Origin of the sequence: Leadbetterella byssophila DSM 17132 (assembly GCF_000166395.1) — a bacterium.
Taxonomy (GTDB): Bacteria; Bacteroidota; Bacteroidia; order Cytophagales; family Spirosomataceae; genus Leadbetterella; species Leadbetterella byssophila.
Window position 1 is genome coordinate 3,432,285 of record NC_014655.1, and the last position, 24,710, is coordinate 3,456,994.

The window sequence follows — 24,710 nt, forward strand, 5'->3', positions numbered from 1 at the left end:
AATTATCGTCCAAAGTGAGTTGATATGATCAACTAATATTAATTTAGTTAAAATATCTAAAACATTAACACTTCGTACCTTAAAAAAGATGAAAAAACTGTTGTTCACTACACTTTTAACCCTTTTTACAATTTCTTTATTTGCACAACAAAACGGTAAAGATGAATTTTCTGGAATCTACACTTTTAAGAATGCACCTTTACAATCCGTAGAAATCACGAAGGAGAATAACACCTTATTTGCATATGCAAATGAGGTGGGTAAATTGGAACTGAGCTCTACTTCCTTGGCGGATGTTTACGTACAATCAGAACATCAAGCCACAATCAAGTTTGTACGAGATAAGACCAGCGGACAGGTGATTGGTCTTTTACTTTCCGTTCAAGGGGAAGATTATGAAAGTGAAAAATTAGGAGCGGGTTTAGAGGACTATGAAGGTACCTACCAATTGGATAATCTGGGCGCTGAAGGTAAACTTACCGTTAGATTGAATAAGGGTATTTTAGAACTAGAGTCTTCATTGGGAATTACGGAGTTAGCTCGAGCGGAGAAGAAAGATGCATTTAATCTAGTGGCTGCTTCTGGGATGGTGCAGTTCAAAAGAGCTGCAGACGGGAAAATTCGCGGCATAGCCGTGGACTACGCCGGGAATTCTTATGTAGGAGAAAAGCTTTAATTACTTCATGTCAACGATGGTCACTCCGGCCCCTCCGCGGTCGGGGTGCTCGTCGTACATCTTTCCTACCTGTTTGTATTGTTTGATATGGTTACGAATCAAAGTTCTTAATATTCCATCCCCTTTGCCATGCACAATTCTCAGTTGAGGGTATCCTAGGAGAATAGCGTCATCCACTAGCTGATCTACGGCCACCAGAGCTTCTTCTCCTCTTTTTCCTCTCACGTCCAAATTGAAGCTGAACTCGGTCATTTTCTCATTCAGATCTACTCCCTTCATGGTTTTTACACCTTCTTTCTGTGCTGTCTTGAATTCTTTGCGTGAGATTTTCTCCAGACGGTTCAGTTTTACATTGGATTTAAGTTCTCCAAGCAGAATTTCGGCGTCTTTACCATTGATAGACATCACTTGAGCAAGAGCCTCCTGGCCTTTAATCCTTACATAATCTCCTGGGGCAATCGGCCCTTCAGCTTTCGCAAGCACAGGTTTATGATGAGGTGTTTTTTCCGGAACCAATTTTTCTTCTTCAAAGCGTTTAACCTGTTCTCTGGCTATTCTGGAAGCTTCTTTCTCTGCATTGGATTCCTTGATCTGACGAATGGTATTTTCTATGGTCTTATTCGCATCCTTGACGATCTTCTTCGCTTCTTCTTTGGCTTGATTAAGAATGCGCGTTTTATCCGTTTCTAAGAAGTTTTTCAGAGAGTTGTATTGCTCCGTTCTTTGTTTTAGTTCTTCAATTTGCTTATTTAATGCTGCATTTTGTTCGGAAAATACTTTCTTCTCTATGTCCAGTTCTTTGAGTAATTTTTCAAAGTTGATCTGGTTTTTACCCAGCTTCTTCTTCGCATTTTTAATGATGTAAGGAGGTAAGCCCATTTTCTGAGCTACTTCAAATGCAAAGGAATTCCCGGGTTTACCCATCTCTAATTCAAACATAGGGGTCAGTTCCTCTGCATCAAAACGCATGGCACCGTTAATCAGGCCTTCGTTCTTGTCCGCAAAGACTTTCAGATTGGTATAGTGTGTATTAACTATTCCAAAGGCCATTTTTTCTCTAAAGCTCTCTAATATGGCTTCTGCAAGCGCTCCACCGAGAGAAGGTTCTGTACCTGTACCAAATTCGTCAATGAGGAATAGGGAGTCCCTGTCTGCATGGCGTAGGAACTCTCTCATGTTTGTCAGGTGTGAACTATAAGTACTTAAGTCGTTTTCTATACTTTGCTCGTCGCCTATGTCAATAAACATTTGGCGGAAGAGGCCTACTTTAGAGTCCGGGGCTAGGGGCACAAGTAAACCACATTGGGCCATATACTGTAACAGTCCCACGGTTTTTAACATGACGGATTTACCACCGGCGTTGGGGCCTGATACCACCAGAATTCTATTTTCTTGATCCAGTCTCAAGTGTAAAGGCACTACATTTTTGCCTTGCTTTTGATGGGTTAAGTATAGGATGGGATGTTTAGCGTTTTGCCAGTCGATTATCGTCTCGTCAATCAGCAGAGGGAAGGTGCTATTGGTTTTGATGGCTAGTCGGGCTTTCGCACGAATGAAGTCCATCAGTCCTAAGAAAGTATATGATTTCTCCAGGTCTGGAAGTTCAGGTCTTAATCGGGTAGTCAGCTGTTCTAAGATCCGTAGAACTTCTCTTCTTTCTTTGATTTCTAGGTCTCTGATCTCGTTATTGGCTTCTAGAACTTCACCCGGTTCTACAAAGGCAATGTTACCGGTGGATGTTTCATCATGTACGAAACCTGAGAGTTTTCTCTTGTGTTCTGCCAGAATAGGTAAAACCAGTCTACCGTTACGGACGGTTAAGCTCATGTCTTCACCTATCCAACCTGAGTTTTTAGCTGTGCGATAGATGCGCTCTAAAGCGCGCTTTACATTGTTTTGCTCAACGGCCAGTTTTCTTCTGATTTCATACAATTCCTTTGAAGCATTGTCTTTAACCTTTCCTTTGTCGTCTATTACAGCATGAATATCAGTCAAAAGATTCTCCCAGCCTTTCGGATGGTGAGCCGGCATAGCGGCTACTCTTAAGGTATTTAATTCTGTAAACTGAGGTCTATGGTTAAAGAAATGGGAGATTTGCTGGATGGTAGTCAAGGAAAGGCGTATGTCAAAGAAATCCTCCTCATAGAGGATGGCTCCCGGAATGGCCGCCCTTTTCAGGTGTTCTGTAACATCCAGATAGTTTTGATTGGGGAAGGAAGATTCCGTTTCCAGTATGAGCCGAAATTCTGAGGTTTGAGCCATCATTTTACGGATCAAATCGTATTTATTGGAAAAGCGCATTTTAGCCACAAAGGAGCGACCTAATGCGCTTACACATTCTTCTTCCAGGAGTTCCTTGATCTTATCGAAACCCAGTTTGTTTTCTATATTCTTCGGATACAACATACCTTCTCTTTCAAACTACAAAAGTACGCAGCATCCTTTTGTTTAGAAAGGAAATGTTTAGGCTAACTTCACAGCTGTACCGCTGGCCGTAACCATCATCATACCATTTTTGTCACCTAGAGTTTCATAATCTAAGTCTATGCCTACAATAGCATCAGCTCCGTATTGCCTCGCCCTATCTATCATTTCAGATATGGCAGTGTCTTTTGCCTCCCGCAAAACCTTTTCGTAAGATGCGGAACGTCCGCCAACGATGTCTCTAATACCAGCAAAGAAATCTTTAAAGATGTTTGCACCGATTATGGTTTCGCCGGTCACTAAGGCTTTGTATTCAATGATCTGTCTGCCTTCTACAGAATGGGTGGTAGTTAGTATCATTTTGCTTTGTTATTTTTTTATCAAAGCTATTTTTAAATATTTATCCTGTCAATGGAATTAGGATGAGCGGTACTTAATACAGTTTTGCTCTTTTGGCTAGGAAGGAGCTCATAATGGGATCAAAGCCTTTTTGGATATCCACCTCAATAAAATCTATCTTGTATTGACCACATTTGATCTTTAGCTCATGATAGAAATCTTTCAAGGTTTTCGTATAAGTCTCTTTTACGGCAGAAGGATTAAGTTTTAGCCTTTCCTGGGTTTCCAAGTCGATAAATTCATACGGACCTTCCGGAAAGTCAAAATCTTTTTCTGTCTTTGGATCTGAAACATGGAAGAGCAAGATCTCATGTTTGCGGTGTTTGAGGTGTTGTAAGGCGGAGAAGAGTTTCTCTGTGTTTTCAATGTCCTCAAACATGTCGCTGAAGATCACTACCAAAGAGCGTGTGTGTAATTTTTCAGCTAGTATATGCAGGGTTTCTGCCACTGAAGTAGTGGCAGGTGCATATGGGCGATCTAATACGGACTCTAAATGATGATAGATCTGATGGAGGTGGGTTCCTGTTGACTTACAAGGGGTTTGGATTTCGATCTGATTAGAGAAAGTGACCAAGCTTACCGCATCTCTTTGTTTTTGAAGCATATTAGCCAAGGTGGCTGCAGCTAATACAGCGAAATTCAGTTTACCTTGATTCTCCCTGGGATAATACATGGAGGAAGAGACATCCAGAAGTAAATGACACCTCAAGTTCGTCTCTTCTTCGTAGGTTTTAACAAAGAGTTTGTCTGTCTTGCCAAAGACCTTCCAATCTATATGTCGGGTGCTTTCTCCCGAATTATAGAGCCTGTGTTCCGCGAATTCAACGGAAAAGCCATGAAAAGGTGATTTGTGAAGGCCTGTAATAAAGCCTTCCACTAATTGTTTGGCGAGAAAATCAATCTTGCCGTATTCCCGTACTTTAGATAGGTCTAACATCAAATTCCTAATGAAACGTGACTAGTTTCTATCGGCAAGTAAGGAATTTTTAAAGGATTTTTCTCTAAACCCAGAAAACAATTATAGAATTCCAGCGCAAAGCCATCACGAAGTAACTCCAGGTTATTTTCGAAACCTACTACTTTGGCTGTAATATGTGCTACACCTTTTTCCAGAAAACCTAGGTGCTTTGCCGCATCTATGGATAGGTCTATTACTCTGTTTTTAGAATATGGGCCACGATCATTGACTCTCACGATTACCCAGCGACCTGTTTTAGTATTCTCTACCTCTATTAAGGTGCCAAAGGGTAAAGAGCGATGAGCGCAGGTGTACATGCCTCTGGAAAAAATTTCGCCGCTAGCGGTTTTACGACCCAGGAACTTGCTGTGGTAATAAGATGCAAGCCCTTTGAAGGAATGGCCTATGTCGACCTTTTGGGCGTAAATACTTAAATGAGTCATTAACAGTATACTTACTACTAATGTTATTTTTCTATTTAAATATTTCATACTGCAAATCAATGCATTATTTGGCATTTTATTGTATTAGATGATATGTAAAAGACAGGGTCTATTGATTTAATACAATCTTTTGTGGTAAAAATATAATAATTCTGGGCGAAAAAATGAGATTATTTTATTGGTAAATATTTTTTTATTTTTAATTAAACCATATTTTTGGACGTATTTATAAACCTCTAAAACTAATTAGGCAGCGTGGAAAGAGATGATCAAGAAATGATCTACTCAAAAAAAATAAGGGCCGGAAAACGCACTTATTTCTTTGATGTAAGATCCACTCGTTCGAATGACTACTATTTGACTATAACCGAAAGTAGAAGATTTCAGAAAGACGGAGACTTTGTTTTTGAGAAGTCAAAATTATTTGTGTACAAGGAAGACTTAGATAAGGTCGCTGAGGCTTTACAAGAAGCAGTAAATCATATCAAAACGGAATTATTGCCGCATATTGACTTTGAACAATATCGGAATGCGGAGCCTACAAAGGAATCCAGCGATTTTGATACGACGTACAAGTGGGATTAAGAAGTATTGCCTGAACTATTCAACCTTAGGACTCGGTCATTTCCAATATTTCTTCCAATAGTTTTCTATCATTACTCAGTCGGGGTACTTTGTGCTGACCGCCTAGCTTTTCGTTTTTACGTAGCCATTTCATAAATGTCCCTTTTGGACAGAAATGAATGACGGGCAATTGTAACGCTAGATCCCTATGCCTTTTTGCATCATAATCTGAGTTGATTTCGCGTAAACTTTGATCCAATTTTTGGATAAACTCTTGGGGGTTTACTGGATCATGAGCGAGTTCTATGGCCCATTCATGACCACCTTTTGCCTCTGATTCCATAAAAATAGGGGCAGCCGTATATTCTAATACTTCCAGATTTAGTTCCTGGCAAACCTTGGATAAGGCTTGATCTGCATTCTCTACCATCAATTCCTCCCCAAATACATTTATGAAGTGTTTGGTTCTTCCTGATATCTTGATTCTAAATGGATACTTGGATGTGAATTTTATGGTGTCGCCCAATTTATATCTCCACAAGCCGGCATTCGTTGAAATTACTAAGGCATAGTTCTTGTCCAATTCCACCTCATCCAGAGTCAGTGCCTTGGGGAATGACTTGTCCCAGTCTTCTGCAGGAATGAATTCGAAGAATACGCCATAATCTAACATCAAAAGCATTTGATCCTGTAAGCTGAGGTCATCTTGAATGGCAAAATACCCTTCTGAAGCATTATAGGATTCCATGTATTTGACTTGGGATGAAGGGAATAGCCTTTCCTTAAACATGGTACGATAAGGGGTGAAGGACACTGCTCCGTGGAAGAATACTTCAAAATTTGGCCAAAAATCCAAAGCAGATTTAGTTCCTGTTTCTTCCATGATCTTTTCGATCAATACCACACCCCAAGTAGGTACCCCTAACATGGCCACTATATTCTCCGAAGAACAATGCTGAATCATATAATTTATCTTGTCTTCCCATTTGTCCAGTAAAGCCACTTCAACGGGTGGTGTACGGAAATATTCAGCCCATTTCGGAAGGTTTTTTGTGATAATGGCGGAAACGTCTCCGGCTTCTACACTTTCATTGTACGGATTGGGGTGCAGAGATCCATTGATCGAGATTGATTTCCCGGTAAATAACTGGGTGTTTGGAGTATTCTCTACATAGAGGCTCAAAACATCTCTCCCTCCTCTATAATTACACTCATGTAAGGCTTCTTCAGAGACCGGAATAAATTTGCTTCTGGCATTAGTAGTACCGGAAGATTTGGAAAACCAAGTGATTTCAGATGGCCAGGCTATATTTTTTTCTCCTTTCAAAACTCTTTCCATCCAAGGAAAAAACTCTTCATAGGTTACTACTGGTACCCTTTCCTGGAAATCTTTTATGGTCTTGATATCTGAAAAACCATAGTGCTGGCCAAACTCCGTGAACCTTGCTCTTTCAATGAGGTTGTGGAATACATTAAATTGGGTTTCAATGGGGTAGTTCCTGAAATGATCAATCCTACCTATCCTGCTTTTCATGAAAAACCCTATTACTTCATTGACTAGGCTCAAGGTGCTTGCAATTTATTCTAAAGCGAAATTACGGATTATTATTTAGATTCTAAATTTTAGGTATGCTCCTCCGTTCCAGTTCCGCGTGGGAGAGGGGTTGTAAAATCTATTCCCCACTGCATTGAAATCATAACCTAAAGCATACTCTTTATTCAATAAATTATCCACTCCACCAAATACTTGTAAACTAAGGCTTGGGCTTATTTTTCCTTGCCAACCTATACGGGCCCTACTGGTCCAGAAAGGTTCTGTTTTAGCCTCATTTTTGTTGGTCAGAAACATTGAGCTCTGTCTTCCGAAATCCGAGTTAAGGAATATTCCGGAACGGTGATTCATACGTATTCCCAAAGCTATTTCAGTGTCTGGGATACCCGGTAGTTTGTTGCCTTTTAAATCCACTCCTTCGTTTACAAAATCGGCAAAGGTATATTTATTGAAGTTAGCATTGGCATATGCCTCCAGAAAGAGATTTTTTCCCAATTTTCCATTAAAGCGGTTGCTCCACTCTATTCCCCTTTGAATTATTTCTCCTGTGTTCAAAAAATACTCTCCTCCGTCTTCAGTCACCATTCTAACGAGGGCGTCTTTGATATTTTGATGGTATAGACTTAGTTCCGACTGGAGATGGCGTGTCCATCTGGCCTTGATTCCCAACTCATGTCCTATACCTTTTTCCGCTGCGAGGCCCAGATTCTTATTGTATTCGTAATTGGCCGTCATCTCCTGGGCGGTTGGAGGGGAATAGCCTTGAGTGAAGCTGTAGTATATGCTTTTCCCAGGTGTTAAAGCATGTAAGATGGAAAATCTGGGTGTCCATGGAGTACCGGGTCTTCCCTCTACATCAAGGGGGGCAGTTATATTATGGTAATACTGGGTATTATAGCTAATTCCGGCGGTTATGAAGGTCTTTTCTAGTAGAACATACTGTCCCTGTAGGAAGTGGGTGAGTTGGCGTGCGTCCAGATCGGTGAAATATTGTTGGACGCCCGGCGTGCCTAAATTATTTTGTTTAACATCAAAGGTAGAGGAAGTGAAGATTCCTTCTGAACCCAAGGTCCAGGTCCAATCCTTGATCTTCTTTTCTAGTACAGATCTATAACCTCCTGTTCTTTCTTCTCTGAATTCATAGCTGGTGATGAATGGGTTTTGTAAGTCGTTAGAGGATAGAAAGAGGCTATTACTCCAGGTAAAGCCTGATCCTACATCCCAATGATGCTGCAATCCTGCCAATAGGAAATCCTGAATGATCCCTGCCTGTTGTTGCTTAGAAGAAGGGAGGGTAGGTGTGGCCGGTCTGGAGGCTTTTCTGTTATCTTGCATTTGTGCCAAAGTCAATCCTCCCGGCGTTTGGTAGTCTGTGGAGGCATATACAAATGAGAGATTTAATTGGTGCTTTTTGTTCGGTCTGTAGCTCCCTGCAAGGGTGAGGTTTTGCCCTTTGCTGTTGGAATGGTCGCGGTACCCGTCGCTTGACCTACTGGAATAAGCTGCTGTGATTTGGTATTGATCAGAGCCGTATTGGTATTGGGCAGAATAATTAAGAGTATTGTAGTCTCCCAACTGTACACCTGCTTTGATTTCATGCCCATGAGTAGTACTAGAGGTATTTAACTGAACTACACCTCCGTTTCCAGCACCGAACGTGGAACCTGTGGGGCCTTTCATGATTTCAATTTGTCCCAAAGTATTAAAGTCCATCAGGTTGAGATAGGAAGTGCCGTTAGCATCCGTAAGCGGGATCCCGTTAAAATAGATTTTCACGTTTCTTACTCCGTATGGAGAACGAAGCGAGGAGCCACGTAGGGCTAATCGATAGCTACCTGGGGAACGTTCCTCTAATCGAACTCCGGGATAAGCATTAAATAAAGGCAATGGGTCAGAAAGGGCATAACGCTGTATTTCTGCGGTTCCTATGGCGTGTATACTGGCTGCAGTGATTATTGACTTTTTTTTGCTTTCGTATCCTTTTACGGTAAATTCCGGTAGAGTATGTAGGGTGTCCAATTGCGCTTGGGCATAGGTGGATAGGAGCAAGAAAAAAAGTAATCGTTTCATAGGAACAGTTAGGTAGTCTGCAAATATGAGCGATTAATCCCTAAATCCAATAGGCCTATCTCTACATGATTTTCCGTTTTAGTCTTGGAAATATCATTTTTTTTTCGTAACTTAATATATAGAAAGGTAGATATTTACTTCTGCATTTGACCAGTCGGCACTTCTTTCATCATATACTTCCAGGTCGAAGCCATAAGCTCTATTTATAGGAGTACTCCAAATTTCTCTCCATGCTGCTGCTATACAATCCGGCATTTGTCCTTTGGCAGTGATTATTTGGTAATATTGTTCGGGGATGTACAGTTCATGTAGTCCTTCTGGTACAGGGGTGTTTTCCGGGACTTCGCAGCCTATGAAATAGGAATAGTCGCCATTGTGGTCTGATACGTAGTCGTAGTAAACCGTATAAATGTTATCACTCTTTTTATTCGGAATTTTCTGAGCGATATTTTCAGAAGTGAATGCCTGCCAAAGTCCGCCACAATCTCTTGAGGCATCTCCGTTTTGGTTTCGGGTAGGATGAGGGAGTTTTAATCCAATCAGCTTCATTATTGATTTTAAGTAATAGGGAATAAATGTAAGGAAATGTTAGGTAAGTATGCCCGTGTCTGTTTCCTCCCTACGGAATATATTTATTTAAAGGCAAAGTTTCGACTCTTAAAGCACTTGGCACACTTCCAGGATGTTTCCGTCAGGGTCGTAGAAGTTGAAGTAGCATACTTCTTCTTCCTTTTTCAGTTCTCCTACTGGTATGTTCAGTTTCAGGAAGTGCTGGTACGTTTCTTCTGCGTTATCTGTCTTGAATATGGGATAAGTGGAAGTTTTGGGATTAGGGCTAATGGGCTCATCTGTCACCCATAGGGTGATACTGACAGGACAGGAGGTGTCAAGAGTCAGGAGTTGATCCGTTTCATAAATGATTTCAAATCCCAGTTTTTCCGTGTACCATTTTTTGGATTGAGACAGATCAGTCACTCGAATAATCAGGGTGTCAATGCCTATAAGCTTCATTTTGAATAGGGTAGATGATAGAGGTAAAATTAATTTCAAAAAAAATGTCTCGCAAATTTCCTTATGTAAGAAACTTACGAGACATGATTGTAGCCCCGGAGGGAATCGAACCCCCACCAAAGGTACCGGAAACCTTCGTTCTATCCTTTAAACTACAGGGCCAAAAAGTACGCAAAGATACTCTTTTCCGCCCTTAGATGGTAGTGGGAGAATTAAAAAAAGTCTGTTTCAAGGATTCTGTGTCCTCAGGGTTTAGTCGCCCGGCCATCAATAACCTCAATTGCCTTCTATGAAGGGCTCTTTCAAATTGAAGCTTTTCTTCTTCGGTTTCTGGTATAGCTTCTGAAACCTCTATGGGGCGGCCACTTTGATCTACGGCCACAAAGGTCAAGAAGGCTTGGTTTGTCTTCTTCTTAGTGCCAGCCGGTATATTTTCTGAATACACATCTACCACCACTTCCATGGAGGTATTAAAGGCACGGGTGATCTTAGCTTCAAGTGTAATGACGTTACCTAAGGGAATGGGATTTACAAAGGATACATGATCCACTGAAGCGGTGACTACTATTCTATTGCTATGTTTTTGAGCACAAATGGCTCCGGCTATATCTACTAAGCGCATGAGGTTTCCACCCATAAGATTGGAGAGGGTGTTGGTATCGTTAGGCAATACCATTTCAGTCATAATGGTGTGGGAGTCTTTTACGTATTTTGCTTTAGGCATGAACTTTTTTTCACAAAGTTAGATAATTTAGCAGAGACTGTAAATTAGCCAACTATGGATTTTAAGCGAATGTTCAGGAGTTTCCGTTTTGCAGGTAAGGGTTTATACCAACTGGCCTTACAGGAAAACAATGCTAAATTTCACCTTCTAGCTACCGTGTTGGTACTGATGGGGGGCGGGTATTTTCACTTGAATACCGTGGAGTGGTGTTTGGTAACTTTTGCCATCGTTTTGGTTTGGGCTGCGGAGGCTATAAATACTGCTTTGGAGGTTCTATGCGACAGGATTAGTACCCAGAAAGATCCCATGATAGGTAAAGTAAAAGACCTAGCTGCAGGTGGGGTACTAGTCTGCGCTATGGGAGCATTTGCTGTAGGAGTTTTCATCTTTGGACCAAGAATCTTAGCGTTTTTTCAGGGATAATTCCCTAATTTTGCGCCAAATTCTTTTATTATGTCAGAGAGATACATGCAGCGGGGAGTGTCCGCTTCGAAAGAGGATGTGCATAAGGCCATCGAGAAGTTAGATAAAGGACTTTATCCTAAAGCATTTTGTAAGATCTCTCCGGATATTCTCGGAGGGGATGAGGAGTATTGTAATATCATGCATGCTGACGGAGCGGGTACAAAGACCTCTCTGGCTTATTTGTATTGGAAAGAAACCGGAGATCTTTCCGTTTGGAAAGGTATTGCACAGGATTCTATCATCATGAATACAGATGATCTGATTTGTGTAGGGGCTACCGGTCCTATCCTGATGTCCTCTTCTATTGATAGAAATAAACAGAAAGTTCCGGGTGAAGTAATTTCAGCTATCATCAACGGCTCTGAGGAAGTGCTTGAGATGTTACGTCAAAACGGAATAGAGATCTACAGTACAGGCGGAGAAACTGCTGACGTAGGTGATTTAGTACAAACCATCACGGTTAATACTACGGTGATTTCTAGGATGAAGCGTGCTGATGTGATTTCTAATGATCAAATACAAGCGGGGGACGTGATCGTAGGATTAGCCTCCTTTGGTCAGGCTACTTATGAGACGGAATACAATGGTGGTATGGGTTCTAACGGATTAACTTCTGCCCGTCACGATGTCTTAGGTAAAAAGTACGCTGAAAAATATCCGGAAAGTTATGATGGAAGCATAAATGCAGATCTTGTTTATTCCGGTTCAAAGGATTTGCTGGATCCTATAGCGGTTAGTGAGGATCTAATGGTAAACGTAGGAAAACTAATCCTTTCTCCTACCCGTACTTATGCTCCAATAGTAAAAGAACTTTTGAGTGCATTAAAAGGAAAGATTCACGGCATGGTGCACTGTAGTGGAGGAGCGCAAACTAAGGTACTTCATTTTGTAGATAAGGTTCATGTGATCAAAGATAACCTTTTCCCTATTCCTCCATTGTTCAAACTGATCCAAGAGGAAAGTGGAACCTCTTGGTCTGAGATGTACAAAGTGTTCAATATGGGACATAGATTAGAAGTATATCTTCCTGAAGAATTAGCTCCAAAAGTGATGGAAATCGCGTCTTCATTTGGTGTGGAGAGTAGAATTGTAGGTAGAGTTGAAGCTTCAGAAGAGAAGAGATTGACTATCCGTTCAGAGTTTGGTGAATTCACCTACTAGTAAAATATAAATTTTTTTATATTTTATTTGAATATTTCTCTACCTTAGCATTCGTAAATCAATTCATAACCAAAACAAAAAGACTTATGAACGGAGTTTTGTATCCTATCATCATTGGAGCGATAGCCGGTTGGCTAGCTGGAGAGATTAAGCGGGGTATGGGATTTGGACTTATTGGAAATATTATTGTCGGCATTATAGGTGCCGTCGTTGGGAACTGGCTCTTTGGGGCTTTGGGAGTTTCTTTAGGAACGGGAGTGATTGCGAATATTATCTCAGCGGTAATAGGAGCTTTGGTGATTCTCTTCCTGGTCAGTTTTATTAAACGAACATAAAGAAAGGGGCTTAAGAGCCCCTTTCTTTTTATAAACCTAATCCGGCGTAAAGCTTAACTTCATCTACCGTGATCTCTTGTCCGCACATGATCACTAACCGTTCTACCACGTTTCTTAATTCTCTAACGTTTCCTGTCCATGGTAAACCTTTCAGGTGTTCTATGGCTGCGGGTTGGAAGGTTTTTAGTTGGTCTCCATATTCCTCCGCAATGTCCTGCAGGAACTTCTCTGCCAGTAGAGGAATATCTTCCCTACGTTCAGATAAAGGTGGAACATAGATAGGAATGACATTTAGGCGGTGATATAAGTCTTCTCTGAAATTACCGGCTGCTATCTCTTTTTTGAGGTCTTTGTTTGTAGCCGCAATAATTCTCACGTTAATCTTGATCTCTTTTTCTCCACCTACACGTGTGATCTTGTTTTCTTGTAGGGCGCGCAATACTTTGGCTTGTGCAGAAAGACTCATGTCTCCAATTTCGTCTAGGAAAAGGGTGCCATTATCTGCTAGTTCAAATTTCCCGAGGCGTTGTTTGATAGCAGAAGTAAAAGCTCCTTTTTCGTGACCAAATAGTTCTGACTCTATGAGTTCTGAAGGGATGGCCGCACAATTGACTTCTATGAGTGGTCTTTTATGGCGATTGGATTTTTCATGAATTTGCTTCGCCACCATTTCCTTTCCGGAGCCGTTAGGACCGGTGATCAGGATTCTAGCGTCAGTTGGTGCAACTTTATCAATCGTATCTTTGACCTTTTCGATCAAAGGAGACTCGCCTACGATTTCATTGATTTTGTAGACTCTCTTCTTTAAGGTTTTAATAACCTCAGTGTCATTACTTTTTTCGATAGCATTTCGAACAGTGACGAGTAGGCGATTCAGATCAGGCGGCTTAGTGATGAAATCAAACGCACCTCTTTTAGTAGCTTCTACTGCGTTTTCCACGTTTCCAAAGGCAGATACCATCACAAACTGCGTCGTTACTCCTTCTTCTCTTGCCTTCTGGAGAAGCTCTAGCCCATCTAACTTGGGCATTTTGATATCGCAAAGTGCAATATCATATTTTCCAGAGGTTACCATTTCCAGTCCTTGTTGACCGTCTTTGGCTTCGTCGATTTCATACCCTTCGTATTCCAATATGTCCCTGATGGCATCGCGTATGGTTTTTTCGTCGTCAATTACTAAAATTTTAGCCATACTGTCTGTTGAATAGGGTTTAATCTACGTTTCGGCGGCAATTTAGTAAATTTATCTTCATATAATATGGGTTTTGATTTAATTGTTCGTAACCAATGCCTTATACTTTCCTATTTTCTCCTGTGTAGATTGGGGCATTTACCCTTATTTTTGTTTACTAATTAGAATATCATGGATATCAAAACCCGCATTCAGACGCTGACTGACCAGATAAATCATTACAATGATCGCTATTACTTAGATGCTGTTTCTGAGATTAGTGATTTTGAGTTTGATACTTTACTTAAGGAACTGGAAGAGTTAGAGAAGGCCCATCCTGAATTTCGTCAGCCTGACAGTCCCACACAGCGGGTAGGAGGAAGTATTACTCGGAATTTCGAAACCGTACGCCACCAATTTCCCATGCTCTCTTTGTCTAACACCTATAGTGAAGAGGAGATACGCGACTGGGATGCAAGGGTCAAAAAAGGCTTAGAGGGTGAACCTTATGAATATATATGCGAATTGAAATTCGATGGGATATCCCTTTCTATCCGCTATGAAAACGGTATTCTGACTAAAGGGATAACTAGAGGTGATGGTGTGCAAGGTGACGATATTACAGCCAATGTCAAGACTATACGTTCATTGCCTCTGAATGTGCGGAAATTCGAAGAGGTCTTAGGCGAAAACTTTGAAGTAAGGGGAGAAGGGTTTATGCCCACCAAGGTCTTCGAAGCTCTAAACAAAGAGAAGGAAATCAGAGGGGAAGCTTTGCTGGCCAACCCTAGAAATGCCGCTGCAGGTACATTTAAATTACAGGACTCTTCCGTGGTTGCTAGTAGGAAGCTAGATTGTTTTGTTTACCAATTCATCTCAGGAGAGGAACGTTTTACTACTCACGAGGAAAGTTTTCTGGCTTTGCAGTCGGCCGGATTCAAGGTCTCTAATTCCTGGAAGAAGGTTTCAAACATTGAAGGGGTTATGTCATTCATACATGAGTGGGATGAGAAAAGGCATACTCTGGAATGTGCAACTGATGGCATCGTCATAAAGGTTAACAGCTATGCCCAGAGGGAAAAATTGGGATTTACGGCAAAAAGTCCGCGCTGGGCCATTGCTTACAAATATAAGGCAGAGTCTAAGTCCACTACCTTATTAGACGTTACTTTTCAGGTAGGAAGAACTGGAACCGTTACTCCGGTAGCGGAATTGAGGCCGGTGAACCTTTCCATGACTACAGTGAAGAGGGCAACACTCCATAATGCAGATGAGATTGAAAGGTTAGGTCTGGCTATAGGAGATGAAGTTTTTGTAGAAAAGGCGGGGGAGATTATCCCTAAGGTGACCGGAGTGGCTGTACAGAGTCTGGCAAGAATTCCTATCGTGTTTCCTACTGCTTGTCCTTCTTGCGGCACTTCTTTATTAAGAAACGAAGGTGAGGCAGCATGGTATTGCCCGAATTCTGAAGGCTGCCTGCCTCAAATCAAAGGTTCTATAGAACATTTTATCCAAAGGAAGGCCCTTGATATAGAAAGCCTAGGTGAAGGCAAAATTGATATATTGCTGGAAAATGGCTTGATTCGTGATGCCGCTGATCTCTACCAATTAAAATATGAGGATTTAATAGGTTTAGAAAAGGTTCATGTGGATGAAGAGACGGGGAAGTCCAAGAAGATCAGTTTTAAAGAAAAAACTGTCAAGAATATTCTGGAAGGTATTGCCAAATCCAAAGAAGAACCTTTGGCTAAACTTCTTTTCGGTATAGGTATACGTTTTGTGGGAGAAACAACGGCCCAGAAATTAGCTGCTCACTTTAAAAGTATGCAAGGGCTGATGAACGCGAATTACGAAGAGCTTTTAGCGGTTCCGGATGTAGGGGAGAAGGTGGCTCAAAGTATAAGAGATTATTTCCAATCTGAAAGTAAACAACACTTTATAGCTAAGCTGCAAGTTGCGGGATTGCAAATGGAAGCCGTGCACGAAGAAGTGGTGACAGAGGGAAACGCATTAGAGGGGCTCAGTCTATTATATACCGGCACTTTTGAAAACTTTAGCAGGGAAGAGTTAGAACGTAAGATTGAAGCTAACGGGGGTAAATTAGTTAGCGGAGTGTCCAAAAAGCTAAGTTACCTCATAGTAGGTGAAGGGGCAGGTCCGTCTAAATTGAAAAAGGCTGAAGAGCTAGGTATACCTATTCTAAACGAGGAGCAATTTTTGGCAAAACTTTCTTGATTTTTTTTAAAATATAGTTCGTATATCGAATTTATTTATACATTTGTTTTTATTTAGATTAATTACAAATAGTATGAAATGTTCGATATACGTTTTCATTATATTTTTAGGCAGCGTTTTAAGTTGCAAAAGTGATCATAAGGAGGAAGAGAGCACCAATAGGATTGTATCTCTAAGCGGAGCTATTTCCGAAACTTTAGCCGCGCTTGAGATGTCTGATCAAGTAGTAGGTGTAGATGTCACTAGCACCTTCCCTGAATCTTTAAAATTGACTGCTCAAGATCTAGGCCACGTTAGAAATATTACTGTAGAGCCTATTTTAGCATTGCGTCCTACACTGGTTTTAGGACTAAGGGATGATCTAAATCCTGATGTAACAAAGCAACTGCAAGATGCGGGCGTGCGTGTTGAATTATTGGATCAGCAATATTCTGTAGAGGGGGCTAAGGGATTAGTGCGAGCCGTGGCAGAGATTGTGGGCTCACAAAAGGCTGAGGCGGTCAATGCCCGGATTCAAGAAGATCTAGAGAGACTACAAAATATAAACAAGAAGCTGAAGGTCCTATTTATTTACGCAAGAGGCGCTGGTACATTGATGGTGGCTGGAGAAAAGACTTCATTTAGTGCCATGGTGAGTTTGGCAGATGCACAGAATGCCGTAACTGGATTTGAAGATTTTAAGCCATTAAGTCCTGAAGCATTATTGCAAAGTAACCCAGACGTCATACTTATGTTCCATTCCGGACTAGCCAGCATAGGAGGGGTAGAAGGATTAATGGCAGTCCCCGGAATATCCCAGACCACAGCCGGAAAGAACAAGGCCATCATCAGTATGGATGGAGGATTGATTTCCCATTTTGGCCCGAGGACTGGTGAGGCTGTATTGGCATTGAATAAAGCTCTGATTCCTTTTGATAAGCCTTGAAAAAGAAGTTGATTATATCGATAGCTTTGCTTTTAGTCTTAGCTTTAGCCGCGACCGGTGTAGGTGTATACCCTATTAAGTCATCCATAATAGAGTTGTTAATGGGTGAAGGTTTGGCGAACGACATATATATTTTCCGAGGGGTCAGATTGCCAAGAATTGTTATGGCAATGTTAGTAGGAAGCCTCTTAGCCGTTTCCGGATGTAGTTTGCAAGGTATTTTTCGTAACCCCCTAGCTACCCCTGATTTAATAGGGGTAACAGCTGGTGCAACTTTAATGGCAGCGCTGACCATTGTTTTAGGAGAGTGGTTTCGTCTATGGATTCCAGAGGTTATTCAATATTCTTTAATTAGTGTTGCCGCGTTTACGGGCGCCTTGTTTGCTATTATCCTTGTTTATGGCTTAGCTAAAAGGGGTGGGAAGGTGGAGGTGGTTATTATGCTTCTTGCCGGAGTGGCTGTTTCAGCATTGGGATTTTCTTTAGTTGGCTTATTGACTTATGTGGCTAAAGACGACCAGCTTCGTGATCTTACTTTTTGGAATTTGGGAAGTTTAGGTGGGGCCACCTGGACCAAGAATGGGATACTATTACTTGTGTTGGTAGGATCATTTTTGTATTTGTTGCCGCAGGGAAAGGCACTTAATGCTCTTATGTTAGGCGAAACGGATGCGGAGCATTTGGGCATTCAAGTAGAAACGGTTAAAAGGAGAGTGATCGTTTTCTCCGCTTTAATGGTTGGTGTTTCAGTCGCTTTTTGCGGCAGCATAAACTTTATAGGATTAGTGGTTCCTTATCTTCTGCGACTAACGTTAGGTTCGAATTTTGTTTATCTATTGCCTTTTTCGGCGGTGTGGGGAGCCATTCTGCTTTTATCTGCTGATACGGTCAGCAGAACTATAGTGGCACCGGCTGAATTGCCAGTAGGTATATTGACCGCCCTCTTAGGTGCACCGGTCTTTGTAGCTATTTTAAAAAGTTCAATGAAATGGTAAAGGGAGAAAGGATACATTATAGCCACCGGCAGATTCCTATCCTCAAAGGAGTGAATGTGGATTTAGAATACGGTGAGATTCTGGCTATCATAGGACCTAATGGGGCCGGCAAATCTACTTTATTAAACATCCTTTCCAATGAACTCAAAAGCGAGCAAGTGGATTTCAAAAAGTTATCATTTTCTAATTGGGATACACTTGAGTTAAGTAGGCATAAGGCGAAATTTTCTCAACATTTTGCCACAGATATACCTTTGACGGTGGAAGAAGTAGTCATTATGGGTCGATATCCCTATTTCTCTTCAGAACCAGATGAGGCAGACTGGAGTGCAGCACATGCGGCCATGGCTGAAGTGGAAATTTCTGAATTGGGAAAAAGACCTTATAATCACCTTTCGGGAGGGGAGAAGCAAAGGGTTCATTTGGCTAGGGTTTTGGCGCAATTAAAAAACGTAATAGCCCATAAACTACTATTGCTTGATGAACCATTGAATAATTTGGATGTTAAACATCAACATCTGGTGCTGGATATCATTGGAAAACTAGTAAAGCAAGGCAATTCAGTAGTATTGGTGCTGCATGATTTGAATCTGGCCGCCCAATACGCGCATAAAATTCTATTGATGAAAGAGGGAAAGGTGCTTTCTGTAGGAAAGCCCGAGGAAGTGATGACTACTGAATTTTTGAGCGCTGCTTATGGATTCCCCGCTCAAACTTTTCTACATCCGGAAACAGGTAAAAGATTAATATTTTTTGGCGATAAATAATTTGGAAATATGACTGCTTTAAAACAGAAATGGGATGAACTGAAAGCTGAAAATCCTAGAATAAGAATTAGAAATGCTGCGGAGGTTTTGGGTGTGAGTGAAGCGGAATTGTTGGTGACACAGGAAGGGGTGGTACCATTAAAGCCTGATTTTGCATCTATCCTATTGGAAGTTGAGAAACTTGGGAAGGTGATGGCTTTGACCCGAAATGAGGCTTGCGTTCATGAAAGAAAAGGTATTTACCTAAATGGTGATTTTTCAAATCCTCATGCTCAGCTTTTTGTAGGGGAAGATATTGATATGCGTATCTTTTTATCTGCTTGGAAATATGGATTTGCAGTGGAAGAAGGAGATAAAAAGAGCCTGCAGTTTTTTGGGAAAGATGGTTTAGCCCTTCATAAGATTTATTTGACAAAAGACAGCCATATAGGAGCTTTTCAAACTTTGGTAAGTAAATTCAAAAATGAACCTCAGCATTTGGAGATAGTACCAGTCTTGCAGAATTCTGATGAGAAACCGGACGAAGAAATTGACACGGTTGGATTTCACCAAGATTGGAGAAACTTAAAAGATACGCACCATTTCTTTTCCTTATTAAAGAAATATGGGGTTAGTAGGACTCAAGCTCTAAGGTTAGCCCCGGATCAATACTTTGCAAAGAAAATTGAAAAAGACCTGGTGGTAAAAGCTATAGAAGAATCAGCGAAAAGAGGATTCCATATAATGGTTTTCGTGGGTAACAGAGGGAATATTCAGATTCATACAGGACCTGTGCAGAGGACACTTTGGCATGGGACATGGTTCAATGTAATGGATCCAGACTTCAACTTACATTTGGACGTGGCAAAAATAGAACAGAGTTGGATAGTCAGAAAGCCCACCGATGATGGGATAGTGACTTCAATAGAAGTATTTGACAAAAAAGGTGATATAATTGTACAATTATTTGGAAAAAGAAAGCCTGGGCTACCCGAAATGCCAGAGTGGCGAGATCTGGTAAACTTATTATAACCTTAAATATGAAATATGTACTAATCCTGATGCTGATTTCTTGTCAAACTTTTGCACAAGATCTTGTTCCTTACAGATTATATAATGATAAAGGAAAGGAGGTGAGTTTTAAAAAGATGATCCAATCCTTAGAAGGATATGATGTGGTTCTGTTTGGAGAATTACATAATAATGCCTTCGTTCACTGGGCGCAGTTGCGCACACTAAAAGCTCTGCATGCAAAGAAGGGTAATCAGCTCATTTTAGGTGCGGAAATGTTTGAGAGGGATAATCAGGAGGGTTTAGACCGTTATTTGAAAGGAGAGATAGACAGTAAGCAGTTAGGTGAAGAAGTGAGACTTTGGAAGAATCATCCTACTGATTATGCTCCATTGGTAGATTTTGCCAAGAAGGAAGGTTTGGTTTTCCGGGCAACTAATGTTCCTCGCAGGTTTGCCTCAGAAGTAGCCAGGAAAGGATTAGATTCACTAAAATTGAGTGACGATGAAAGGTCTTATGTGGTGAAGCTGCCTTTTGATGTTAGTTTAGATACTCCAGGATATCAGGAAATGGTAAAGATGGTACATTCAGGGGCAAATGCTATGAATTTTGTAGCCGCGCAGGCTATCAAAGATGCCACCATGGCGGAATCTATTCTTCAGGTTTGGGCTCCCGGAAAGCAGCTCTTACATTTTCACGGAGATTTTCATAGTAAAGATTTTGGTGGGATATATTGGTACTTGAAGAAAGCCAGGCCGGAGTTAAAAGTAGCTGTGGTTTCTATTATGGAGTCAGAAGATGCAGATCTTAGATTACCTCAGAAAGGTACCCAATTCAATCTGGTTATTCCTGTAGATATGGCGAAAAGTTATTAAAAGAAAAAGGCACGCATTTGCGTGCCCTTTATCATTTTACGCGATCGAGTTTAACCTTAATATTCGTATAGTATAAAGCGGTTAGAGATTCGAAGCCGGAATCTGTACCCACAAGTAACCAAAGGTCACCGTTCTTATCTGTCTTTCCGGTAAACTCTCCCGTTCTCTTCACCAAAGTATATTCAAATTTGTCTTTTCCGTTTGAAACATCGCCTATTACTTTCATGTCTCCTCCATCACCGGCTTGTTGCATTTTCTGAAAATTCACCGTCACATAATTGTTAGTACTGTCAATTAGTTTTTTAGGTTCTACGTTTGTTATACCTATTCCGAAGTATACAGAGTTAGCCGGGGATCCACCTACACCCACTGACCCTTCTGCCGCATTAGTTGCGAACTCCACTTCAAAAGTTCCTTTATATTCTGTGTTAGGTTTTCCGGTGCTAACCTTTTTAGAAAGGTACATGAATAAATCGTCACTACGGTTCCAGCCTTGAAGTTTAATGCCGCTCTTAGTAGTGTCTAATGGTGCAGGAAGTTTACTATGCTTTGCGTAGATTTCCCACTCTTCTTCCATACCAGAAGGATAGTCAGCGAAGCCACTTACCCAGTCTTTAGTAGAAGCATTGAAATTGTCATCAATTACAATGTTATCCGGGTTTACGGAATCATCATTTGAACAAGAAAAAGCCAAGGTCATCAGGCCAATTGCATAAAGTAATTTTCTCATGGTTAATATTTGTTTTACTAACAATGAGACCTAGTGCAGTGTGATATGGTTGGAAACAAAATTAAAAAAATCCGCAGATAAACTCTGCGGACTCTAGTTAAATATTTGAATATCAATATCCTACTGAAGTGTTATCTGCTCGTGGATCTGAGGCTCCTTCTAGTCTTCCGTCAGGATAAACCAGTATACAATCCATTCTTCCTAAGGTACCCGACTGCTGATCCATGACATAGCCTTTCTTTCTTAAAGCTTCCAATGTTTTCTCAGAGAAAGCTCCTTTTTCATATACGGTTCTGTCCGGTAACCACTGGTGATGGAATTTCAAAGCATTTACAGATTGCTGCATACTCATTTTGTGATCTATCACGTTTAAGATGGTTTGGAAAATAGAGGTCATGATGGTAGAGCCTCCCGGAGTACCCACTACCATGAATAGTTTTCCGTCTTTTTCGATGATAGTTGGGCTCATACAACTAAGCATTCTCTTACCCGGAGCTATTTCGTTAGCTTTGTTTCCGGTTAATCCAAACATGTTAGGAACGCCGGCTTTGATGGCAAAGTCGTCCATTTCGTTATTCATTAAGAAGCCTGCACCTTTCACAATCACTTTGGAACCATAAGCTCCATTTATGGTTGTAGTTAAAGACACAGCATTTCCGTCTTTATCTACCACAGAGAAATGGGTAGTTTCTTGGGATTCATAACCGGGAATGGTGCCACCTTCTATTTCTGAACTTTTTGAAGCTTTTTCAGGATTAAAATCTTTCCATCTTTCTTTTAAATAATCTGAAGATAGTAGTTCGTCAATGGGCACTTTGATGAAATCAGTATCTCCTAGCCATTTCGATCTATCCGCATATACTCTTCTTTCCGCTTCGATCATTACTTGCGCTGTTTTCTCACTGTTCCATCCCCATTCTTGTAGAGGGTAAGGTTCCACTAATTTCAGCATCTGAATTAAGGCAATTCCTCCGCTGGAAGAAGGGGCCATGGATACTACTTTATAACCGCGGTATTGCCCTTCTAAAGGTTTTCTCCAAGCTGATTTGTATTGACGAAGATCCTCATGGGAAATTATTCCTCCCCCTCTTTTCATTTCTTCGACGAGGAGATCGGCAGTTTTCCCGCTATAGAATCCTTCACGTTTATGATCGCGGATTCTTTTCAAACACTCTGCTAGATCTTTCTGTACTAGGAGTTCACCTGTCTTCCAGTCGCTTCTATCCGGTTTTACAAAGTACTGAAGATCGTCTCCATTTACTTCCAGGAAGGTTTTTCTGTAGTTATTTAGACCTTTAGCTTCCCTTTCGGTAAGGATGACACCTTTTTCTGCTAGTCGGATAGCCGGTTCAAGGATTTTTTCCCAACTCAGTTTTCCGAACTTTTTGTGGAGTTCAACGGTACCGTCTACAGATCCGGGTACTCCACTGGCTAGATGTCCTTTAAGGCTTAACCCTTCAATGACGTTACCGTCTTTGTCCAGATACATGTCACGATGGGCCGCAAGAGGAGCTTTCTCTCTAAAGTCTATGGAGTGGAATTCTCCATTATTCTTACGAATAACGGCAAAACCGCCACCGCCTAGGTTTCCTGCAAAAGGGAATACTACGGCTAGGGCATAATGGGTAGCTATGGCAGCATCTATGGCATTCCCCCCGGCTTGAAGGATTTCAATCCCGGCTTTTGAGGCTTCTTCATGTGCTGAAGCTACCATGCCATTCTTTGCAAATACTCCTTTCTTGTCAGAATAGAATGGTTTGTTGTCCTCTACAAATAGAGTGAATAGATCTTTGTTTTCTTCTTTTTTTGGAGCGTTTTTACAAGCTCCTGCCCATAGTAAAATTAGGGTGGAGATGAAGTAGATTCCTTTTTTCATTTCTTACTCGCTTTCCGTCAATCACTAAAAATGACCGTTGGATAAAACTAAATATAGGTTTGATCAAATTAAGCCTTGAAACTACATATTTTTTAATGACTTTTACAATAAAAAACCTGAAATGCTATTTTTAAGGCTTACCCTAGAAAGTTTTCGTTTTGCCTGGCAGGCGTTGCGCTCTAATATATTGCGTACTGTTTTGTCTCTATTAGGTGTAACTATAGGTATCTTCTCCATCATAGGAGTGTATACTATGGTTGATTCATTGGAAAACAATGTAAAATCAGGATTAAGCAGTATTGGTAGCCAATCCATATATATAGAAAGATTTACTTGGGGATTAGGAGAGGAGGATTATCCTTGGTGGAAATATTTTGCACGTCCTATGCCTACTTATAGGGAATTCAGGTCCCTGAAGAATAATTTGAAGGAAGCGGAGGCTATCACCATCCTTACATGGAATAATGCTGTAGCGAAAAGGGAAAGTAGCAGTTTTCGTTCATTGATTCAGGGGGTAAGTTATGAGTACAGTGAGATTAATGAAGTTCCCATAGAGAAGGGCAGGTATTTTTTGGAACAAGAAGTAGACGCTGCACGTCCGGTAGCTATTATAGGTGCTAGTGTAGCAGAAACCTTATTTGGGAATGAAGATCCTATCAACAAGAGGATTAAGTTGAAAGGAGAAAACTTCACAGTGATAGGAGTAGTAGAGAAGAAGGGTAAGCAAATGATAGAGATTGCGGGTAACCCGGATGAAAAGGTTTTTATTCCTTTTTTGAAAAGTAAGCGCATGTTTGGATCAGGATTCTTAACGGGGACCATTCAGGTAAAAGCTAAGGATGTAGAAAATGGATTAGAAAATCTAGAACATGAGCTGAGAGGGCAAATGCGTACCATTAGAGGTTTAAGGCCTTTGGATGAAGACAACTTTGCTTTAAATAGACCAGATGCCTTGGTGAACTTTATGACCACTATTTTCTCTTCCATTAGAATGGGAGGTTTCGTAATAGGTCTTTTCGCCTTATTGATTGGTGGATTTGGTATAGCAAATATTATGTTCGTTTCCGTTAAGGAGAGGACGAATATCATTGGTATCCAAAAATCCCTTGGAGCTAAGAATTTCTTTATACTCTTCCAATTCCTTTTTGAAGCCGTATTTCTCTGCTTATTAGGTGGTTTTATAGGCTTGGTACTGGTTTATTTCATCAGTTTTATACCTCTGGGATCAATGGAGATTGTACTCTCAACGAAGAACATGATCTTTGGAGTGATGATATCGAGTATTATTGGGGTGGTAGCCGGATTAGTTCCTGCTTTCCAGGCGGCAAATATGGATCCGGTAATAGCTATTCGTGCGAAATAAA

Annotated in this window: 24 protein-coding genes and 1 tRNA gene; 12 read left to right on the forward strand and 13 right to left on the reverse strand. The window is 40.9% G+C overall.

Annotated features, from left to right (window positions below; all coding sequences use genetic code 11):
* Positions 1-88: 88 nt before the first annotated feature.
* Positions 89-676: a hypothetical protein gene (locus LBYS_RS15180; protein ID WP_013409732.1), complete on the forward strand. Its 588-nt coding sequence runs from the start codon at positions 89-91 to the stop codon at positions 674-676.
* Here the strand turns inward: LBYS_RS15180 and LBYS_RS15185 are convergent, their stop codons facing one another.
* The 4 genes from LBYS_RS15185 to LBYS_RS15200 all read right to left on the reverse strand — a co-directional run bounded on the left by LBYS_RS15185 (position 677) and on the right by LBYS_RS15200 (position 4,948).
* Positions 677-3,082, reverse strand: coding sequence for an endonuclease MutS2 (locus LBYS_RS15185; protein ID WP_013409733.1), 2,406 nt, complete (start codon positions 3,080-3,082; stop codon positions 677-679).
* A gap of 57 nt (positions 3,083-3,139) precedes the next feature.
* Positions 3,140-3,460 carry a heavy metal-binding domain-containing protein gene (locus LBYS_RS15190; RefSeq protein WP_013409734.1) on the reverse strand — a complete coding sequence of 107 codons (321 nt, stop codon included), beginning with the start codon at positions 3,458-3,460 and terminating at the stop codon, positions 3,140-3,142.
* A gap of 73 nt (positions 3,461-3,533) precedes the next feature.
* Positions 3,534-4,436 carry a DUF58 domain-containing protein gene (locus LBYS_RS15195; RefSeq protein ID WP_013409735.1) on the reverse strand — a complete coding sequence of 301 codons (903 nt, stop codon included), beginning with the start codon at positions 4,434-4,436 and terminating at the stop codon, positions 3,534-3,536.
* Positions 4,436-4,948: a septal ring lytic transglycosylase RlpA family protein gene (locus LBYS_RS15200; RefSeq protein WP_049781391.1), complete on the reverse strand. Its 513-nt coding sequence runs from the start codon at positions 4,946-4,948 to the stop codon at positions 4,436-4,438. Before LBYS_RS15200 ends, LBYS_RS15195 begins: the two co-directional genes overlap by 1 nt.
* Positions 4,949-5,155: 207 nt before the next feature.
* Between LBYS_RS15200 and LBYS_RS15205 the strand changes: the two genes are divergently transcribed.
* On the forward strand, positions 5,156-5,485 hold the full coding sequence (locus LBYS_RS15205; RefSeq protein WP_013409737.1) for a DUF3276 family protein: 330 nt from the start codon (positions 5,156-5,158) through the stop codon (positions 5,483-5,485).
* A 25-nt stretch (positions 5,486-5,510) separates the two neighbouring features.
* Here LBYS_RS15205 and LBYS_RS15210 read toward each other — a convergent pair whose 3' ends face one another.
* From LBYS_RS15210 to LBYS_RS15235, 6 genes are all read right to left on the reverse strand, one after another.
* The gene (locus tag LBYS_RS15210; RefSeq protein WP_013409738.1) at positions 5,511-7,031 is read right to left on the reverse strand and encodes a GH3 auxin-responsive promoter family protein; all 1,521 of its coding nucleotides are present in this window, start codon (positions 7,029-7,031) and stop codon (positions 5,511-5,513) included.
* A 42-nt stretch (positions 7,032-7,073) separates the two neighbouring features.
* A complete protein-coding gene (locus LBYS_RS15215; protein WP_013409739.1) occupies positions 7,074-9,086 on the reverse strand; it encodes a TonB-dependent receptor in 2,013 nt (670 codons plus the stop codon).
* A 111-nt stretch (positions 9,087-9,197) separates the two neighbouring features.
* A complete protein-coding gene (locus LBYS_RS15220; RefSeq protein WP_013409740.1) occupies positions 9,198-9,635 on the reverse strand; it encodes a GyrI-like domain-containing protein in 438 nt (145 codons plus the stop codon).
* Positions 9,636-9,743: 108 nt separating this feature from the next.
* The gene (locus tag LBYS_RS15225) at positions 9,744-10,097 is read right to left on the reverse strand and encodes a VOC family protein (RefSeq protein WP_013409741.1); all 354 of its coding nucleotides are present in this window, start codon (positions 10,095-10,097) and stop codon (positions 9,744-9,746) included.
* A 90-nt stretch (positions 10,098-10,187) separates the two neighbouring features.
* Positions 10,188-10,259 (reverse strand) — tRNA-Arg (locus LBYS_RS15230).
* 31 nt (positions 10,260-10,290) lie between these two features.
* Positions 10,291-10,821 (reverse strand): acyl-CoA thioesterase, encoded by a 531-nt coding sequence (locus tag LBYS_RS15235; RefSeq protein WP_013409742.1) that lies wholly within the window; start codon positions 10,819-10,821, stop codon positions 10,291-10,293.
* A gap of 54 nt (positions 10,822-10,875) precedes the next feature.
* On the opposite strand from LBYS_RS15235, the gene LBYS_RS15240 reads away from it, so the two are divergent.
* The 3 genes from LBYS_RS15240 (at position 10,876) to LBYS_RS15250 (ending at position 12,782) form a co-directional block, all read left to right on the forward strand.
* On the forward strand, positions 10,876-11,244 hold the full coding sequence (locus tag LBYS_RS15240) for a diacylglycerol kinase family protein (RefSeq protein WP_013409743.1): 369 nt from the start codon (positions 10,876-10,878) through the stop codon (positions 11,242-11,244).
* 30 nt (positions 11,245-11,274) lie between these two features.
* A complete protein-coding gene (locus tag LBYS_RS15245; RefSeq protein WP_013409744.1) occupies positions 11,275-12,447 on the forward strand; it encodes an AIR synthase-related protein in 1,173 nt (390 codons plus the stop codon).
* A gap of 86 nt (positions 12,448-12,533) precedes the next feature.
* A complete protein-coding gene (locus tag LBYS_RS15250) occupies positions 12,534-12,782 on the forward strand; it encodes a GlsB/YeaQ/YmgE family stress response membrane protein (RefSeq protein ID WP_013409745.1) in 249 nt (82 codons plus the stop codon).
* Positions 12,783-12,810: 28 nt separating this feature from the next.
* Here LBYS_RS15250 and LBYS_RS15255 read toward each other — a convergent pair whose 3' ends face one another.
* Complete coding sequence (locus LBYS_RS15255) at positions 12,811-13,974, reverse strand: sigma-54-dependent transcriptional regulator (protein ID WP_013409746.1); 1,164 nt, start codon at positions 13,972-13,974, stop codon at positions 12,811-12,813.
* Between the two features lie 171 nt (positions 13,975-14,145).
* Between LBYS_RS15255 and ligA the strand changes: the two genes are divergently transcribed.
* The 6 genes from ligA to LBYS_RS15285 all read left to right on the forward strand — a co-directional run bounded on the left by ligA (position 14,146) and on the right by LBYS_RS15285 (position 20,740).
* Positions 14,146-16,188: an NAD-dependent DNA ligase LigA gene (ligA, locus tag LBYS_RS15260; RefSeq protein WP_013409747.1), complete on the forward strand. Its 2,043-nt coding sequence runs from the start codon at positions 14,146-14,148 to the stop codon at positions 16,186-16,188.
* A 73-nt stretch (positions 16,189-16,261) separates the two neighbouring features.
* Positions 16,262-17,113, forward strand: coding sequence for a heme/hemin ABC transporter substrate-binding protein (locus tag LBYS_RS15265; protein ID WP_013409748.1), 852 nt, complete (start codon positions 16,262-16,264; stop codon positions 17,111-17,113).
* Positions 17,110-18,108, forward strand: coding sequence for a FecCD family ABC transporter permease (locus LBYS_RS15270; protein WP_013409749.1), 999 nt, complete (start codon positions 17,110-17,112; stop codon positions 18,106-18,108). The genes LBYS_RS15265 and LBYS_RS15270 overlap by 4 nt, the downstream gene beginning before the upstream one ends.
* Complete coding sequence (locus tag LBYS_RS15275) at positions 18,102-18,875, forward strand: heme ABC transporter ATP-binding protein (protein ID WP_013409750.1); 774 nt, start codon at positions 18,102-18,104, stop codon at positions 18,873-18,875. The genes LBYS_RS15270 and LBYS_RS15275 overlap by 7 nt, the downstream gene beginning before the upstream one ends.
* Positions 18,876-18,884: 9 nt before the next feature.
* Positions 18,885-19,886: a hemin-degrading factor gene (locus LBYS_RS15280; RefSeq protein WP_013409751.1), complete on the forward strand. Its 1,002-nt coding sequence runs from the start codon at positions 18,885-18,887 to the stop codon at positions 19,884-19,886.
* Between the two features lie 8 nt (positions 19,887-19,894).
* On the forward strand, positions 19,895-20,740 hold the full coding sequence (locus LBYS_RS15285) for a ChaN family lipoprotein (RefSeq protein WP_013409752.1): 846 nt from the start codon (positions 19,895-19,897) through the stop codon (positions 20,738-20,740).
* A gap of 31 nt (positions 20,741-20,771) precedes the next feature.
* Here LBYS_RS15285 and LBYS_RS15290 read toward each other — a convergent pair whose 3' ends face one another.
* Together LBYS_RS15290 and ggt are read right to left on the reverse strand one after the other, a co-directional pair.
* Positions 20,772-21,470, reverse strand: a complete 699-nt coding sequence (locus tag LBYS_RS15290; protein WP_013409753.1) for a hypothetical protein — start codon at positions 21,468-21,470, stop codon at positions 20,772-20,774.
* Positions 21,471-21,582: 112 nt separating this feature from the next.
* On the reverse strand, positions 21,583-23,346 hold the full coding sequence (gene ggt / locus LBYS_RS15295) for a gamma-glutamyltransferase (protein ID WP_013409754.1): 1,764 nt from the start codon (positions 23,344-23,346) through the stop codon (positions 21,583-21,585).
* 121 nt (positions 23,347-23,467) lie between these two features.
* Between ggt and LBYS_RS15300 the strand changes: the two genes are divergently transcribed.
* On the forward strand, positions 23,468-24,709 hold the full coding sequence (locus tag LBYS_RS15300; protein WP_013409755.1) for an ABC transporter permease: 1,242 nt from the start codon (positions 23,468-23,470) through the stop codon (positions 24,707-24,709).
* Position 24,710: the final 1 nt, after the last annotated feature.